The 16,365-nt window shown below is 60.5% G+C and carries 12 protein-coding genes; 1 reads left to right on the plus strand and 11 read right to left on the minus strand.

Annotation, left to right across the window (positions count from 1 at the left end; genetic code table 11):
• Positions 1-150: 150 nt before the first annotated feature.
• The 4 genes from cobF to RRH01S_RS23945 all read right to left on the minus strand — a co-directional run bounded on the left by cobF (position 151) and on the right by RRH01S_RS23945 (position 4,353).
• Positions 151-927: a precorrin-6A synthase (deacetylating) gene (cobF, locus tag RRH01S_RS23930; protein WP_034515958.1), complete on the minus strand. Its 777-nt coding sequence runs from the start codon at positions 925-927 to the stop codon at positions 151-153.
• 74 nt (positions 928-1,001) lie between these two features.
• A complete protein-coding gene (locus RRH01S_RS23935; protein WP_015917878.1) occupies positions 1,002-1,766 on the minus strand; it encodes a class I SAM-dependent methyltransferase in 765 nt (254 codons plus the stop codon).
• 330 nt (positions 1,767-2,096) lie between these two features.
• A complete protein-coding gene (locus tag RRH01S_RS23940) occupies positions 2,097-3,758 on the minus strand; it encodes an FAD-binding dehydrogenase (protein WP_034515957.1) in 1,662 nt (553 codons plus the stop codon).
• Between the two features lie 133 nt (positions 3,759-3,891).
• Positions 3,892-4,353 (minus strand): Lrp/AsnC family transcriptional regulator, encoded by a 462-nt coding sequence (locus tag RRH01S_RS23945; protein WP_034515956.1) that lies wholly within the window; start codon positions 4,351-4,353, stop codon positions 3,892-3,894.
• A 189-nt stretch (positions 4,354-4,542) separates the two neighbouring features.
• Between RRH01S_RS23945 and putA the strand changes: the two genes are divergently transcribed.
• Complete coding sequence (gene putA / locus RRH01S_RS23950; RefSeq protein ID WP_034515955.1) at positions 4,543-8,247, plus strand: trifunctional transcriptional regulator/proline dehydrogenase/L-glutamate gamma-semialdehyde dehydrogenase; 3,705 nt, start codon at positions 4,543-4,545, stop codon at positions 8,245-8,247.
• Between the two features lie 60 nt (positions 8,248-8,307).
• Here putA and RRH01S_RS23955 read toward each other — a convergent pair whose 3' ends face one another.
• The 7 genes from RRH01S_RS23955 to RRH01S_RS23985 form a co-directional block, all read right to left on the minus strand.
• On the minus strand, positions 8,308-8,724 hold the full coding sequence (locus tag RRH01S_RS23955; RefSeq protein WP_034515954.1) for a DUF3830 family protein: 417 nt from the start codon (positions 8,722-8,724) through the stop codon (positions 8,308-8,310).
• On the minus strand, positions 8,721-10,154 hold the full coding sequence (gene hydA / locus RRH01S_RS23960) for a dihydropyrimidinase (protein WP_037219769.1): 1,434 nt from the start codon (positions 10,152-10,154) through the stop codon (positions 8,721-8,723). The genes RRH01S_RS23955 and hydA overlap by 4 nt, the downstream gene beginning before the upstream one ends.
• Before the next feature lie 11 nt (positions 10,155-10,165).
• A complete protein-coding gene (locus RRH01S_RS23965; RefSeq protein ID WP_042474467.1) occupies positions 10,166-10,894 on the minus strand; it encodes an amino acid ABC transporter ATP-binding protein in 729 nt (242 codons plus the stop codon).
• On the minus strand, positions 10,891-13,809 hold the full coding sequence (locus RRH01S_RS23970) for an FAD-dependent oxidoreductase (RefSeq protein ID WP_037219764.1): 2,919 nt from the start codon (positions 13,807-13,809) through the stop codon (positions 10,891-10,893). The genes RRH01S_RS23965 and RRH01S_RS23970 overlap by 4 nt, the downstream gene beginning before the upstream one ends.
• Before the next feature lie 10 nt (positions 13,810-13,819).
• The gene (gene dapA / locus RRH01S_RS23975; RefSeq protein WP_037219762.1) at positions 13,820-14,710 is read right to left on the minus strand and encodes a 4-hydroxy-tetrahydrodipicolinate synthase; all 891 of its coding nucleotides are present in this window, start codon (positions 14,708-14,710) and stop codon (positions 13,820-13,822) included.
• Positions 14,711-14,726: 16 nt separating this feature from the next.
• Complete coding sequence (locus RRH01S_RS23980) at positions 14,727-15,422, minus strand: amino acid ABC transporter permease (RefSeq protein ID WP_015917887.1); 696 nt, start codon at positions 15,420-15,422, stop codon at positions 14,727-14,729.
• A gap of 72 nt (positions 15,423-15,494) precedes the next feature.
• Positions 15,495-16,331, minus strand: coding sequence for an ABC transporter substrate-binding protein (locus RRH01S_RS23985; protein ID WP_037219759.1), 837 nt, complete (start codon positions 16,329-16,331; stop codon positions 15,495-15,497).
• Positions 16,332-16,365: the final 34 nt, after the last annotated feature.

Below are 16,365 nucleotides of genomic sequence, written 5' to 3' on the forward strand. Positions count from 1 at the left end.
ACAGGCAAGGGTATCGGCCGCCTGTCGTGAGGCGACGTCGTGCCTTTCCATCCTGTACCTGTCGGCCACCGCCATGAGACAACCCTTATGAAGGTCATGTCCTGACATAATCCGCATCGGCGGGCAAATAATTTGGCGGTTCACCCCGTCTCATGCCTGATCATCGAAGTCCTGGCCCTTACGGAGCAGATAGATATCCATGATCCAGCCATGCCTTGCCCGCGCTTCCGCCCGGGTTGCGACGATACGATCCGACACATCGGCGAGCCGGCCGGCAATGGTGATTTCATCTTCGGTACCGAGATAGGCGCCCCAATAGATATAGGCATCGGGATCGTCGATCTTGCTGAAGGCCTGCTCGCCGTCCAGCATGACGACGGCGGTTTCGACCATGCCCGGAAAGCTTTCCGCCAGCCGGCGGCCGGTGGTGATCTGCACCGGTTTTCCAACGAGATTGAGCGGAATGCGATGGCTCGCCGTCAGCGCCTGGATGCTGGTGATGCCAGGAATGACGCTATAGTCGAGGGCAATGCGCTTGCGCGCGCTAACCCGTTCGATGATGCGGATCGTGCTGTCATAAAGGCTCGGATCGCCCCAGACCAGGAAGGCGGCACTGCCGTTCTCCGGGATATGCTCCTGGAACAGCCGCTCATAGGTTGCCGAAAGCTCCGCATGCCAATCATCGACGCTCTGGACATAGCTGCGATCCGTCGTCTGGCGCACCGGCACGGCATAGTCGACGACGCGAATGGTCTCCTTCGTGACATAGCGCTGGCAAATCTCCCTGCGCACCTCGGCAAGCTCTGCCTTGGCCGCACCCTTGCTGGGGATGAAGATGACGTCGACCTTGTTCAGTGTATTGATCGCCTGCACCGTCAGGTGCTCGGGATTTCCCGTTCCGATACCGACGATATAAATGTGCCGCATGTCCACGCCCTCGTTCCATGGGCTGTGTGCCGGAAGCGGGGGGTTATTTCAAGTGTGGCGATGGAGCCCAAGCCTCACGCGCAAGAGAGAACTTTGTGTTCCCCGACCATTGCGTAACGCCAGCGCCCAGAATGGATTTCCTTCGGCAAGGTCCGATCCAGATAACTCCGCAACTTAGTCAATGTTGCTGGTTGGTCTGAAAACGTCGTCAGGAACAGTTTATTCTGAAAGATCAGAAATGGAGCCAAGCGACGATTGGCGACCTCCATGTATTTGTAAAAACCCTCGGTCACGGTCGGCCAGTGCACTCCCAGAAAATCATCCAAAAGCACAATGCCGCCGGAAACAAGGAGTTCCTGAGCGATCGCCATGTCGTTGACGACATGCGCAACCGTGTGTCCGCCGTCCACGGACATCAATCTCACGCCCTCCGTGCCAAGCCGCGCGCGCGCCGTTGCCGGGGTGAGAGACATGCTGTCAGCCGAAATTGCAGTAATACGCGGTTCAAGCTCCGGGAAGAAATTCTGCAGATGCTGCTCGAAAATCGTGAGTGAGCCCTTGCCGCTATGATCAAGGTTCTTTTGCTGATCCTCGAAAAGGTCGACGGCAACACAATGCTCGGTATCTCTCGACGCTGCCGCAAGCAGGAAGAATAGCTTACCATGGTGGACGCCGATCTCGAGAATGTCGCCCTCCACCTTGTCGGCCTCGTGAAGCTCGCGAACAAACTTCAGAATATGCGGAATTCTATCGCCGACCCATCCATGAACATCCTTCCAGATTAGTCTGAGTGCTGCATCCAAGACATCAGTCTGGCCATCACTAGCCGTTATCAACATGTATCATCCCCCACACGGGTTCGTACAAACCGCCCGATTTGCACAAACCATTCTTGTCGAGCATCATCGTTTCAGAGTGACGATTGACACAGCGACGGAGATGTCAATATCGCGATAGCTTGGCAATGGCGCCAGCCGGAAACCGTCCAATCTATACGCATTCCGAACGTATATTTATCAAATTACCTTGAGTAGTTTCGTCACAATTAATGTATATCCTGCCTTATTATTCAATATTTCCGAGCGCCTCGCCTTTATTATCGGACCTCACTCATCGCCTCGTTTGGAGCAGTTATCCGATCGCCGCGGCGATCGCTTGCCGGACGAAACTCAAGGCCCAAGCCGGGCAACGGAGCGTCCCGCGGCGCGGCCGGAAAAGAGGCAACCACCCAGGAAAGTTCCCTCCAGCGCGCGATAGCCGTGCATGCCACCGCCGCCAAAGCCAGCGGCCTCCCCGACCGCATAAAGGCCGGGAATAATGTCGCCGCGACCATCGAAAACGCGGGCGTCGAGATCGGTTTCCAGACCTCCCAGGGTCTTGCGGGTGAGAATATTGAGACGTACCGCGATCAGCGGACCGTGGGCGGGATCCAGGATCGGATGCGGCTTGGCGGTGCGCCCGATCTTGTCGCCCAGATAGCCGCGGGAATTGTAAATGCCCATGATCTGGGCATCCTTGGAAAAGCGGTTCGCGATCTGTCCATCGCGGGCGCGGATCTCGCGATCTATCTTTTCCAGCTGCAGCAGTTCCGATTTCGCAAGGCGGTTCATGCCGGCCACGAGATCCGGCAAGTTGTTGGCAACCACGAAGTCCTCGCCGTGCTGCTTGAACGCCTCTACCGGTGCGGGCGCCGTCTTGCCGAGGGCCCGGCGTATCACCAGATTCCAACTCTTGCCGGTAAAATCCGGGTTCTGCTCGGATCCGGAAAGAGCGAATTCCTTGCGGATGATGCTCTGGTTCAGGATGAACCAGCTATAATCATAGCCGGTAGACATGATGTGCTGCAGACTGGTCAGGGTGTCGTAGCCGGGATAGTTGGGCTGGGGTAGCCTGTTGCCTTTGGCGTCAAACCACATCGACGATGGGCCGGGGAGAATTCTGATCCCGTGGTTCGGCCAGATCGGCGCCCAGTTCTTGAGGCCTTCGGTATAGTGCCACATCCGGTCTCTGTTGATGAGACGGCCACCAGCTTCCTCGGCAATTCCGATCATTCTGCCGTCGACATGTTTCGGAACGCCCGAGACCATCGTCTGCGGCGGCTTACCCAATCTCTCCGGCCAGTTTTGGCGCACGAGGTCGAGATTGCCGCCGATGCCGCCCGACGCCACAACGACGGCAGCACCGGTCAGTTCGAAATCGCCCACTTCCACGCGGGAGGTTTCGACGCCACGACTTGCATCACTGCTCTCCAGGATAGCCCCGGAAACGCCCGTGACTGCGCCATTGACGACAACGAGCCTGTCGACGCGATGCCGCCATAAAAAGCGGATCAGGCCCTTCTCCTCAGCTGCTCGCGCACGCCGCTCGAACGGTTCGACGACGCCGGGTCCCGTTCCCCATGTGATATGAAAACGCGGAACGGAATTGCCGTGGGAGGTCGCAGCGCCCCCGCCACGCTCCGCCCATCCGACGATCGGAAAGATGCGATGGCCCATGGCGCGCAGCCAGCTGCGCTTTTCGCCGGCCGCGAAGTCGACATAGGCTTCCGCCCAGCGCCTTGGCCAATAGTCCTCGTTGCGATCGAATCCTGCCGTGCCCTGCCAATCCCGCCATGCGAGATCGCGCGAATCCTTGATGCCGAGCCGTCGCTGCTCCGGTGAATCGACGAGAAACAATCCCCCCAGCGACCAAAAAGCCTGTCCGCCGAAATTCTGTTCCGGCTCCTGATCCACGACGATCACCTTGCGGCCGGCATCCGCAAGCTCCGTCGCGGCAACGAGACCCGACAGGCCGGCTCCCACAACAATGGCATCGGCAGACAATTTTTCCATCGCATCCTCCCAAAACGCGAATTTCTCTTACTATAGTTGTATCGTGGCGAGAACTCCGCGAAAGCAAGATCGATGGCAGCCAAGCCGGTATGTTCGATTAAAGTAGGGTGTTCCCACAGATAATCGCCGCGCTTTAGGACCAGCTTTCCTTGACCGCCTGCATGACGACATTGGTCGAGGTGCTTGCCACGAATGGCAGGCTTGAAATCTTTTCGCCGAGCACGATCCGGTATCGGCGGATATCCGATGTCCTGACCTTGAGAAGATAATCGAAGCGGCCAGCGATCATGTGGCACTCTTCTATTTCCTTGATCTTTTTGACGGCATTGTTGAAGCTGAGCAAAGCCTGCTCGCGCGTATCCGTCAATTTCACCTCGGCAAAGGCGACATGATCGAGACCGAACTTGGCGGGGTTCAGAATTGCCTTGAAGCCGTCGATGTAACCTGTGTCGATCAGCTTTTTCAATCTTGCCTGGCAGGGCGTCTTGGAAAGGCCGACCCGCTCGGAAAGGTCCGTGATCGACATGCGGCCGTCTTCCACGAGTGCATCGAGGATCTTCTGGTCGAATTGGTCTATTTCACTGGTTTTATTCATTTCTATAGGCAATCCTATTTTAAATCTCGGATATTGAAGTTCAATATGACTGCAATTTCGTAAATTCAAGGCAGAATGCCCTTTACGGCTAGGATATAATCTCTCGAAGCAGTTGGAGCATCCCTCCAGCCAAGCAACAGACGCCTGACAGGCGATCGGCATTTCAGACCATTGCACCTCGAGGTTACCATGACAGCCACCGCCAAATTTGCCGATCAGCCGACGTCCCCCCCCGCTCCGCCATTTGCGCAGTTCGCGCCGCCCATCCGCGAGCAAGGTCCTCTGCGCCGGGCAATTACCGATGCCTACCGGCGACCGGAGACGGAATGCCTGCCGCCGCTGCTCGAGGCAGCAACCTTGCCGGACGCCAGCCGGAATGCCGTCAAGGAAACCGCCCGGATATTGATCGAGGCTCTTCGTGCCAAGCACAAGGGAACCGGCGTCGAGGGTCTGGTGCATGAATATTCGCTGTCGAGCCAGGAAGGCGTCGCATTGATGTGCCTCGCCGAAGCCCTGCTTCGCATTCCGGACACCGCCACGCGCGACGCCCTGATCCGGGACAAGATTGCCGACGGCGACTGGAAGTCGCATCTCGGCGGCGGCCGTTCGCTGTTCGTCAACGCCGCCACCTGGGGACTGGTCGTCACCGGGAAGCTCACGTCGACCGTGAACGACAAGGGGCTGTCAGCTGCGCTGACGCGATTGATCGCACGCTGCGGCGAGCCGGTCGTTCGTCGTGGCGTCGACATGGCCATGCGGATGATGGGCGAGCAATTCGTTACCGGCGAGACAATCGACGAGGCGCTGCGGCGCGCCCGAACGCTCGAAGCGAAGGGCTTTCGCTATTCCTACGACATGCTGGGCGAAGCCGCGACGACGCGGGCCGACGCCGAGCGCTATTATCGCGACTATGAGGTAGCGATCCACGCCATCGGCAAGGCTTCGGCCGGCCGCGGCATTTATGAAGGCCCCGGCATTTCCATCAAGCTTTCCGCCCTGCATCCGCGCTATGTGCGCTCGCAGACCGAAAGGGTCATGGGCGAACTGCTGCCGAAGGTGAAGGCGCTCGCAGTCCTTTCCAAGAGATACAATATCGGCCTCAACATTGATGCCGAGGAAGCCGACCGGCTTGAGCTGTCGCTCGATCTTCTGGAGGCGCTTTGCCTCGATCCCGATCTTGCCGGCTGGAACGGCATGGGCTTTGTGGTCCAGGCTTACGGCAAACGCTGCCCGTATGTCCTCGACTTCATCATCGATCTCGCTCGCCGATCCGACCATCGGCTGATGGTGCGTCTGGTGAAAGGCGCCTATTGGGATGCCGAGATCAAGCGCGCCCAGCTTGACGGCCTCGATGGCTTCCCGGTCTACACCCGCAAGGTCTATACCGACGTTTCCTACATCGCCTGCGCCAAGAAACTGCTGGCGGCGACCGATCTGATCTTCCCGCAATTTGCCACGCATAATGCGCAGACGCTGGCGACGATCTATCAGATGGCCGGCAGCGACTTTTCCGTCGGCAAGTATGAATTCCAGTGCCTGCATGGCATGGGCGAGCCACTGTACGAGGAAGTCGTGGGCAACGACAATCTCGATCGCCCCTGCCGGATCTACGCGCCCGTCGGCACGCATGAAACGCTGCTTGCCTATCTCGTCAGGCGCCTGCTTGAAAACGGCGCCAATTCCTCATTCGTCAACAAGATCGCTGACCCGGCCGTTCCGGTCTCCGACCTGATTGCCGATCCCGTCGAAGTGGTGCGCGCGATGAAAGTCGTTGGCGCCCAGCATGACAAGATCGCCCTGCCCGCCGACCTCTTCCATGACGTCCGCAGGAATTCGTCCGGCATCGATCTGTCGAACGAAACATCGCTCGCAGGCCTTGCTGAGCGCCTGCTCGCATCGGCGGCAATGGAATGGGTCGCCAAGCCCCTGCTCGCGGATAGGTCCGAACGCGGTGAAACCCGGCCGGTCCTCAATCCCGCCGATCATTCCGATCTTGTCGGTCATGTCACCGAATTGGGCACCGACGATGCGGCCATCGTGATGCGTCTCGCGGCTGAAGCGGCTCCGGAATGGGCTGCCGTCAGCCCGATGGAAAGAGCAAGCTGCCTGGAACGGGCCGCGGACCTGATGCAGGCGGAGATGGAAACGCTGATCGGCCTGGTGATGCGGGAAGCCGGAAAATCGGCCGCCAACGCCATCGGCGAAGTCAGGGAAGCCATCGACTTTCTGCGCTACTATGCCGAGCAGGCGCGCAAGGTGTTGAAGCCGGATAGCATCCCGCTCGGTCCGATCGTCTGCATTAGCCCATGGAATTTTCCGCTGGCGATTTTCACCGGCCAGATCGCGGCCGCACTCGTCGCCGGCAATCCGGTCGTCGCCAAGCCGGCCGGCGTTACACCGCTGATTGCAGCACAAGGCGTTCGCATCCTTCATGAAGCGGGAATTCCGCGCGGGGCGCTCCAGTTCGTGCCCGGCAGCGGCCGAACGGGCGCTGCCCTTGTGGGCGGGCCGGAGACATCGGGCGTGATGTTCACAGGGTCGACCGAAGTGGCCCGGCTCATCCAGGCGCAGCTTGCGGAGAGACTATCGAAATTCAACAAACCGATCCCGCTGATCGCCGAGACAGGTGGCCAGAACGGCATGATCGTCGACTCCTCGGCGCTTGCCGAACAGGTCGTCGGCGATGTCATTGCCTCGGCTTTCGACAGCGCAGGACAGCGCTGCTCGGCCCTCCGCGTCCTCTGCTTGCAGGAGGAGATCGCCGACCGGACCTTGACCATGCTGCGCGGCGCACTCGGCGAATTGTCGGTCGGCCGCACCGATCGGCTGGCTGTCGATATCGGCCCGGTCATCGATGACAACGCCAAGCGGGGCATCGACGATCATATCGAAAACATGCACAAGCTGGGCTGCAAAATACAGCAGATCGACCTTCCGCCCGCCGCTGCAAAGGGAACATTCGTCGCCCCGACGATCATCGAGCTGAAGAACCTGGCAGATCTCAAGAAGGAAGTGTTCGGGCCGGTGCTGCACATCATCCGCTACCAGCGCAAGAAGCTCGACAAGCTGATAGATGCGGTGAATGCCTCGGGCTACGGTCTGACCTTCGGGCTGCACACGCGGCTTGACGGCACCATCGCGCATGTCACCGGGCGCGTGAAGGCAGGCAATCTCTACGTCAATCGAAACATCATCGGCGCCGTGGTGGGTGTCCAGCCATTTGGCGGGCGCGGCCTTTCCGGCACCGGGCCGAAGGCCGGCGGCCCCCTCTATCTTCGCCGGCTGGTCGCCTCCCCAACCGAGCCGCTTCGGGATGCCAGCGTCAAGACGGATCAGGCCGCAAGCGAGTTCCTGACCTGGCTCGATGGCAAGGGAGTGCCGCAGGCGGCCGAGCGGGCGCGCGCTATCGCCAGTGGGTCATCGCTGGGTCTCGCCATAGAGCTGCCCGGCCCTGTCGGCGAGCTGAACTTTTACCAACTGCATCCTCGTGGGAAAGTGTTGCTCGTGCCGCAGACGGTGCTCGGCCTCTACGTTCAGCTTGCGGCAGCCCTCGCCACCGGCAATTCCATCGTTGTGGACGCTTTGTCAGGGCTTCAGGACGAACTTCGCGATCTGCCGGAAAAGGTCGCAAACCGGATCTCCTGGTCGACCGACTGGGCAGCGGATGGTCCCCTTGCGGGAGCGCTGATCGAAGGAAATGCAGACCGGACAAAGGCAGTGGTGCAGGCTATCGCGGCTCTTCCGGGGCCATTGGTTCTCGTCCAGGGCGCATCGTCCGACGAGATCGCGAAGGGACCTGATGCCTATTGCCTCAACTGGCTGCTGGAGGAGGTGACGACCTCCATCAACACAGCAGCAGCGGGCGGGAATGCGAGCCTGATGTCGATCGGATAGATCGAGCAAGACGATCACGGACATCGAAATGGTCCGTGATCGTGGTTCACTGGCGGAGCCTCAGCCCTCAGCCGTCTCAAAGCGGATCGACTGCGCGCCTTCCCACAGGGTCAGGCGGCCAAGTTCGGGCAGCTTGTCGAGATTGGACGTTACGGTGATGAAGTGATTGCCGGCAAGCTGGCCCATTTTCGAGGAGAAATCGACACCGCCATAGGCAAGCAGGATTTCGGTTTCGCTGATACCGCCCGGATAAAGGATGATATGCCCCGGCGCCGGATGGCTGGTGTGGTTTTCATATCCGACACCGAAATCAAGGTCGCCGAGCGGAATCCAGACGCCCTCGCCCGACCAGCGGACATGCACGATCTTTCCTTCGAATGGCATCTGCTTCAGGAAAACCTCCGAGGTCTTCGGAGCTTTTGCGGTTTCAAGCACGGCATCGAATTCAAAGGGGCCGGCGGTAATCTTCAATTTCATCGGATGTCTTTCCTTGCGTTGCTAATGTCGTTTGTCTGTCCCACCTTTGCGGAACAATATTTGCCATGCCCCTTCGGGCCGGTCAGGACGCCATCATCGACCATGATCTTGCCGGCGACGATGGTGGTGACCGGCCAGCCATTTATCTCGATCCCTTCATAGGGCGAGTAATCGGCACCGTCATGCAGATCCGCGTGCCGGATCGTACGGGTAATGGCGGGGTCCCATATGGCGATATCGGCGTCCGCACCGATGGCGATCGTGCCCTTCTGCGGATAGAGGCCGTAGGTCTTGGCATGGTTCGTGGAGGTCAGTGCCACGAAGCGCGGAAGATCGATGCGGCCCGTCATCACGCCCTGCGAGAACAGGATGGGAAGGCGCGTCTCGACACCGGGGATACCGTTCGGAATATGCCGGAAATTGGTGCTGCCTTTCGGGTTCAGCTTGCCGCGCTCGTCCTCGTAGCGAAAAGGGCAATGATCCGAGGAAAAGAGTTCGAACACATCCGTCTCAATCCCGCGCCAGCAATCGGCCTGCGCCGCCTCGTCGCGTGGCGGTGGCGAGCAGACGAATTTGGCGCCTTCCCAGTCCATTCCGTCGAGATCCTTGGCGGTCAGCGTCAGATATTGCGGGCAGGTTTCGCCGATCACCTTGATGCCGCGCGCCCGCGCCCGCATGATCTCTTCCATCGCTTCACCATTCGAAACGTGAACGATGACGATCGGGATATCGATGATCTCGGCAAGCGACAGTGCGCGATGCGTGGCCTCGCGTTCGACGGCGATCGGACGCGTCGAGGCATGGGCACGCGGGGCGACATCGCCGGCCAGCTCGTGCTTTTCGATCAGGAATCGTATCGCATCTTCGTTCTCGCAATGGACCATGACGGTGGCGCCGGTGCGCCGCGCCACGTCGAGCGTTCTCAGGATCTCCCCGTCGCTCAACCGCAGGCCTTCGTAGGTCATGAAGACCTTCAGCGATGTGTAGCCATCCGCCACCAGCGCCGGAATCTCCTGGCCGAGAACGGCCTCCGTCGGGTCGGAGACGATTAGATGGAAACTGATATCGGTGTAGCATTCGCCTTCGGCGAGCTTGTGATAGGCCGTCAGGGCTTCACGCAGCGACATGTCCTTCTGCTGCAGGCAGAACGGCATGAGGGTCGTATTGCCGCCAAAAACCGCCGACAGCGTGCCGCTGGCGAAATCATCGGCCATGACGATGCCGTCGCCAGATGGCTGCGAGATATGCACATGGCTGTCTATGCCGCCCGGTAGCACGTACTTACCCGATGCATCGATGACGCGCGCGCCGCCCGAAAGGTTCTCGCCGATCTGGACGATCTTGCCGTTCCTGATGCCGATATCGGCGTTGAACACGTCGGACGCGGTCGCAACCGTGCCATTCTGAATGATGAGATCGAAGTCGGACATGGATCGCTTCCTCAGTGTTGCAGGATCTTGCCGAGAAACGCTTCCGTCCTCGGATTGTGCTTGCCGGCAAAGAATTCCTCGCTCGGGCGGTCCTCAACGATCTCGCCCTGGTCGATGAAGATCAAGCGGGTGGCGACGCGGCGGGCAAAGCCCATCTCATGGGTGACGACCATCATCGTCATTCCGTCCTTCGCAAGGCCCGTCATCACATCAAGCACTTCGGAAATCATCTCCGGATCGAGTGCCGAGGTCGGCTCATCGAAGAGCATCGCCAACGGGTCCATGGCGAGCGCCCGCGCAATGGCGACGCGCTGCTGCTGACCGCCGGAAAGCTGGCTCGGATATTTGTTAGCGTGATCGGCCAGCTCGACGCGATCGAGAAGCTGCATGGCCTTGGTCTTCGCGGCCGTCTCGCTGCGCCCAAGCACGATCTTCTGCGCCAGCATGAGATTGTCGATGATGGTCAGATGCGCGAAAAGCTCGAAATTCTGGAAGACCATACCGATGCGGGTGCGCAGGTTCGGCAGATCCGTCTTCGGGTCCCCCACCTCGATCCCGTGGACGCGGATGGAGCCCTTCTGGAAAGGCTCCAGACCGTTCACGCATTTGATCAGCGTCGATTTGCCGGAGCCGGACGGGCCGCAAACCACGACGACCTCGCCGCGATCGACATTGACGGAGCAGTTCTTCAGGACTTCGTAGTTGCCGTAGAATTTGGAGACGCCACTGATTTCGATCATGAGCGGCCTTTCGCGAAACGATTGATGGAAAAGGGTTGCAGCGCCCTGCCGGTTTCGCGGCCAAGGACAAGCTGGGCGGTGAGCTGGCCGACGACGGGGCCAAGCGTATAGCCGTTCGACGTTACGGCGCTGAAATAGCCGGGCTGTTGCGGATGCTCGCCGAGGATCGGCGCCCCGTCGATATTGATGTTCATCGCCGCCCAGCTACGAATGACATGCAGTTTGCGCAGCGCCGGAACCACATGCTGGGCGACCCAGAGATTGCCCTCGAGGCTCGACAGCAGCGGCCTTGGATGCTGATGCACCGGATCAAGACCCGCCGTCCAGCCGCCGCCGATGATGAAATTGCCGTTCGCAGCCTGCTTCAAGGTCAGATGACGGTCAGCATGGGCAACGAGGCAAGAGATCAACGGCGCGGCGGCTTCCGTCACCACCATCTGCAACGGCGCGCCAAAGACCGGAATATCGAGGCCGAGCATCGATCCGATGCGCGATGAGAAAGCGCCGGCCGCATTGACGATGCGTTTCGCCCGGATCGTGCCGCGTGACGTGGCGACGTCGAAGCCAGCAGGACCGGCCACGATGCCGAGGACCTCGCATGTTTCGAAGATACGGGCGCCCTTCGCTCGTGCCGCTTCGAGAATATGCTGCGTGGCGACCAGTGGGTTGATCTTGCCTTCCTGCGAGCAATAGGCGGCGCCGACAAAATCCGGCGACAGGGCCGGCTCCAGGGCTCGCAACTCCTCTTGGCCAATCAGCCTGCAATCGATGCCGGCCCGCTGCTCGACGCCGACCTTCTCAGCGAGGAAGCGCATATGCGCCTCGGTCTCGGCGACCATCAAGCCACCCGTCACCTTCATTTCGAAATCGCAGCCGAGCTCATCCTGCAGGGCGGCCCAAAGGGCGATGGAATCGCGCTGCAAAGGCAACGTCTGTGCCGCCGCACTGCCGCCGCCTTCGGCCCGAGCGCCGTGATCGAAGGACAGAAGCTGCGCATGCAAGCTGCCGGCATTGCCACCCGAGGCCAGCGAATTCGGAAAGGCACGCTCCAATACGATGACCTCTTCGCCTTCGCGGGCGAGAAAAAGGGCGGTCGACAACCCGGCAATCCCTGCTCCGATGACCAGCGTCGAGGTCTGCGACAGCGGCAACGGTTCACGGCTTTCCAGCGGCAGCTTTTCGGGCAAAAGCGCTCGCTTGTGGCCGCCCCATTCCGGCTTTTCGACCGCAAGTGCTGCCAGCGGCACCGGCCGCAATGGCATTTGCGGCGCCAGAAAGCCTCCTGTCTCTGCGGCGGTGCGTTTCTCTCCCACAACGGCCGCGATGGCGTGGCCGCAATAGCGGCTCTGACAGCGCCCCATCCCGGCACGCGACAACCGCTTGAGCGTCGCAATGTCCCTGGCGCTGTGCTCGCCAAGCGCCCTCAGCGCTCCATAGGTGACGCCCTCGCAACGACAGATGACCGTGTGATCGGGAGGCAGTTTATCGCCAATCGGGCGAGCCGATTTGAAAACGGTCCAAAGCATCGCCTGAAAGGCGCGATGCCGCGCAAGCCTGCGTTCAGCGAGCGGATCGGGCGCGACATCGAATCCCAATTTGCGCGCCACGGCAGTCCCGGCGAGCCGGCCCTGCGCCATGGCGATATGCGCGCCGCCGAAACGGGCGGCTTCTCCGACCACATGGATATGGGCAAGCGTCGTCTCACCATCATCCTTGGTGGTGGCAACGAGATCGCCATCGATGACGCCGTGACCGCAACCGAGCAATCTGGAAAGTTCGTTTGAGGACGCAAAGTTGCCGCCGATCAGAACGGTATCAGCCTCAAGCCTGATTTCACCATCCGGTCCAGTGACCGTGATGGTTTCGACATCGACTTGCCCGTCTATTGACGCAACTCGGCTTTCCCAGAGGATCGGAATGCCGGCTGAGCGCAAGGCGGCCACCTGCCGCAATCCGCCTATTGCAAGCGCCTTGTCAGCGGCCAGAAGCTTGAGCGCAGACAATGGTTGCTTCCACGGCGCCGGAGCGGTTTCCACCAGCGCGACGACGGAACCGCCGGCTTTGCGGATCTCATTGGCGACCTGAATGTTGAGAGGACCGTTGCCGGCAATGACGATCCGCCCGCTGGGCACCGTGCCGTAGCTTCTCAGTAGCGTTTGCGCAGCACCTGCCGTCATAACACCGGGGCGTGTCCAGCCCGGTACGGCCGGCGGCCGCTCATAGGCTCCCGTCGCGATCACGATCATTCGCGGCTTGCAATAAAAGGCACCTTGCGGACCGTAGCATGCGATCCTTGGACCGCCCTCCTCATTCTCCGCGCCCCAGACGAGTGTTCCGCCAATCATCGACACGCCCGCAGCCCGGGCACGCCGGATCAGGTCGGCGCCTGATCGGGCCTGCTCATCATCGCTGAGACGCAAAGCCGCCTTCGATGTCGAGGGCTGCTTGAAATACTGCCCGCCGGCAATAGCGCGCTCGTCGACCAAGGTTACGCTCGCTCCGGCTGCCGCTGCGACCTCGGCAGCCACCAGGCCAGCTGGCCCGGCGCCGATCACCAGCACGTCCATCTCGAGACAGGGGATCTCCGCCGGCACCTCGCAGAGGTCAGCGTGGTCCGCCGTAGGCGCTGGCTTTGAAGCCGGCCGGCGCACCTGCATTCCTTCCGTGACCGACGTCATGCAGGCACGCTGGCTGACCCTGCCGTCGACAGTGACAAGGCAATCCTGACATGCGCCCATGCCGCAGAAGAGGCCACGGGCCTCTCCCTTGAGGCCCTGCGAGAAATCATGCCGTCCGCTAGCTTCGATCGCCGCCGCGATCGTCATCCCACGCTCGGCATGGAACGCCACGCCGTCGACGAAGAACTCGACGGCTGGTTCCGATCCGGAATGCGGGTTGGCATGCGAGGCGGACATTTCTCGATCCTCAGGCGCTGAATGTCAGACCGAAGTCCGAAACCAGCTTTTTCATGGCGGCGTCCTGTTCGGGCGGCAGCGGCAGGCGCGGCGGGCGGGGCGTGCCGGCGGCAAAACCCATATGCGTCAGCAGCGCCTTCGATCCGGCGACATAGGCTTGCCCACCGACGGCCTGGATGATCGGCAGCCACTTCAGGTAAAGCGCGCGTGCTTCATCGGTCTTCTTTTCATCGGCAGCGAGCTCGAAAATGCGGACCATCGGCCCCGGCGCCACGTTCGAAGCAACGGCGACCCAGCCTTCCGCCCCCATCACGAAGGATTCGAAGCCGAGAATGCCGCCAAAGACGGTCATATTGTCGCCCGCAAGACGGATGATATCACGCACTCGCGTCACTTCGAGGGTGGATTCCTTGATATAGTCGCAGCCCTTGATCTCGGCGATACGCTTCACCAGCTCCGGCTTTAGATCGACATTGGCCGTTGCCGGGTTGTTGTAGACCATAATCGGGATGGAGATCGCTTCGGCCACCGTGCGATAGTGATGGACCAGTTCGTCATCCGTTGGCGTGGAATAGAAGGGCGGAATGATCATGACGCCATCCGCACCCATGGCTTCCGCCTTTTGGCTCAGACGCACACATTCGCGCGTATCTTCCGCGCCGGTGCCGATCAGCACCGGGACACGACCGGCGACGGTTTCGATCACTGTCCGTGCCACGCCATCGCGTTCCTCTTCGCTCAGCGACAGGAATTCGCCGGTCGAGCCCAGCGGGATGAGGCCATGAATGCCCTCCCGCACCTGCCAGTCGGTAAAGGCGGCCAGCGCCTTCAGATCCAAAGCGCCGTTCGCGTCCAACGGCGTGATCATCACGGTATAGACACCGCGAAACTTCCTAGTCATGTCAGATATCCTGGTTCTAGCGCTTCTCGGTGACGGAAAGCCGGGAGTTGGTGGCTTGACCGAAGCGCTTCTCGATATGGTTCTGGACGAAATCCCAGAGCGTGGTCAGAAGAAGGTAGTAGATGGCCGCCACCGCGAAGAGCTCCAGCACCATGAAGTGCTCCTGGATGAGCACCTGGGTGCGCCGCAGAAGCTCCTCCATGGAGATGACCGAGGTCACGGAAGTCGTCTTCAGCAAGCCGTTGACGGAGTTTCCGAGCGGCGGAATGATCACTTTGAAGGCTTGCGGCATGACGATGTGGCGCATGATCTGCCGTTCCGTCATCCCGAGTGCCCGGGCGGCGCGGGCCTGCCCTTCCGGGACAGCCTCGATGCCGGCGCGGATGATTTCCGCAAGATAGGCGGCTTCATTGAGCGCGAGCCCGATCAAGGCCGCCTCGATCACGGTGAAGCGAATGCCGAACTGCGGCAGCGCCGTGTAGAGAGCGATAAGCTGGACGAGCAGCGGCGTGCCGCGAAACAGCCAGATGTAGATCTTGGCGAGGGTCTTGGCCAAGCGGAACGGCGATCGCCGCATCAAGGCAAGGACAAATCCAAGGATAAGACCCGCCGTCAGCGACACGACGGTCAGCCAGATGGTCGTGAAGACCCCACCGAGGATGAAGGGATTAAACAGGTATCCGAAGAAACCCGACCAGCTCCAAAGCGTCATGAACGTAACTTTCTGCTCAAGGCGAGCGCGGAAGATCCGCGCATCGCCATTCCGATAAACCGATCAGGCAGATCAGCGACCAGGGCCCTTCACGGAATAATCACCGGACACCATAGGCAATCCGTACTTGTCGAACAGCGCCTTCAGCGATCCGTCTGCCTTCATCTCCTTGAGCGTCGCCGATACGGCATCGGCAAGCGCCGGGCTCTTGAAGGCGACGGCGACCGGTGCGGGATAAAGGCCGCTCAGGGCACGCTTAAAGTCGCCGCGCGCATCATAATCCTTGGCGACGGCATCGATCGACACCACGCCATCGACTTGGCCCGCACGCAAAGCCTGATAGGCGAGCGCGAAATTGTCGAAGGTCTGGATCGTCAGGCCCTTCTTGCCGGCATCGCGCAATTCCTTGTCGAGGAGGCGCGTCTTGGTTTCTTCGAAACCGCCGATCTCGACGCCGATCGTCATGCCGGCGAGATCGTCTTTGCTGGCGACCTTCTTGTCGGAATTCGGCGCGACCGAAACGCTGATCGCCTGATCCTCATAGGGGATCATCTGCATGATCTTGGCGCGTTCCTCGGTGAAAAAAATGCCGGTGTTGATCATGTCCCAGCGGCCGGCCTGCAGGCCCGGCACCATCGCGGAGAACTCGATCCGGACATATTCCGGCTCAAGGCAGAGACGCTTGGCGATCTCGGTGCCGAGCTCGACGCGCATGCCCTTCAGGTCGCCGCTGGAGTCGATGAACTGCAAGGGCGGCAGTGTCGGGTTGGTCGACATCACCAGCTTGCCCGGCGTGATCAGCTCGCCGGCCACGACCTTTGGCGTGCAGGATTGAGCAAGGGCGAACGATGTTGTCAGGACTAGGAACGATGCGGCGAGAATGCCGCGGGACAATTGAATTCGGAACATGATGACCTCTGGAGCTGGTTTTCTTATTGGCGTC

Origin of the sequence: Rhizobium rhizogenes NBRC 13257 (assembly GCF_000696095.1) — a bacterium.
In the GTDB taxonomy this organism is placed as follows: Bacteria; Pseudomonadota; Alphaproteobacteria; order Rhizobiales; family Rhizobiaceae; genus Rhizobium; species Rhizobium rhizogenes.

Excerpts from the sequence above, each read along its gene's own strand:
- dapA (WP_037219762.1), bottom strand. The coding sequence starts at position 14,710 with ATGACTAGGAAGTTTCGCGGTGTCTATACCGTGATGATCACGCCGTTG.
- RRH01S_RS23945 (WP_034515956.1), bottom strand. The coding sequence starts at position 4,353 with ATGAATAAAACCAGTGAAATAGACCAATTCGACCAGAAGATCCTCGAT.
- RRH01S_RS23965 (WP_042474467.1), bottom strand. The coding sequence starts at position 10,894 with ATGATCGAAATCAGTGGCGTCTCCAAATTCTACGGCAACTACGAAGTC.
- putA (WP_034515955.1), top strand. The coding sequence starts at position 4,543 with ATGACAGCCACCGCCAAATTTGCCGATCAGCCGACGTCCCCCCCCGCT.
- RRH01S_RS23940 (WP_034515957.1), bottom strand. The coding sequence starts at position 3,758 with ATGGAAAAATTGTCTGCCGATGCCATTGTTGTGGGAGCCGGCCTGTCG.
- RRH01S_RS23935 (WP_015917878.1), bottom strand. The coding sequence starts at position 1,766 with ATGTTGATAACGGCTAGTGATGGCCAGACTGATGTCTTGGATGCAGCA.
- hydA (WP_037219769.1), bottom strand. The coding sequence starts at position 10,154 with ATGTCCGACTTCGATCTCATCATTCAGAATGGCACGGTTGCGACCGCG.
- RRH01S_RS23970 (WP_037219764.1), bottom strand. The coding sequence starts at position 13,809 with ATGTCCGCCTCGCATGCCAACCCGCATTCCGGATCGGAACCAGCCGTC.
- RRH01S_RS23955 (WP_034515954.1), bottom strand. The coding sequence starts at position 8,724 with ATGAAATTGAAGATTACCGCCGGCCCCTTTGAATTCGATGCCGTGCTT.
- RRH01S_RS23980 (WP_015917887.1), bottom strand. The coding sequence starts at position 15,422 with ATGACGCTTTGGAGCTGGTCGGGTTTCTTCGGATACCTGTTTAATCCC.
- RRH01S_RS23985 (WP_037219759.1), bottom strand. The coding sequence starts at position 16,331 with ATGTTCCGAATTCAATTGTCCCGCGGCATTCTCGCCGCATCGTTCCTA.
- cobF (WP_034515958.1), bottom strand. The coding sequence starts at position 927 with ATGCGGCACATTTATATCGTCGGTATCGGAACGGGAAATCCCGAGCAC.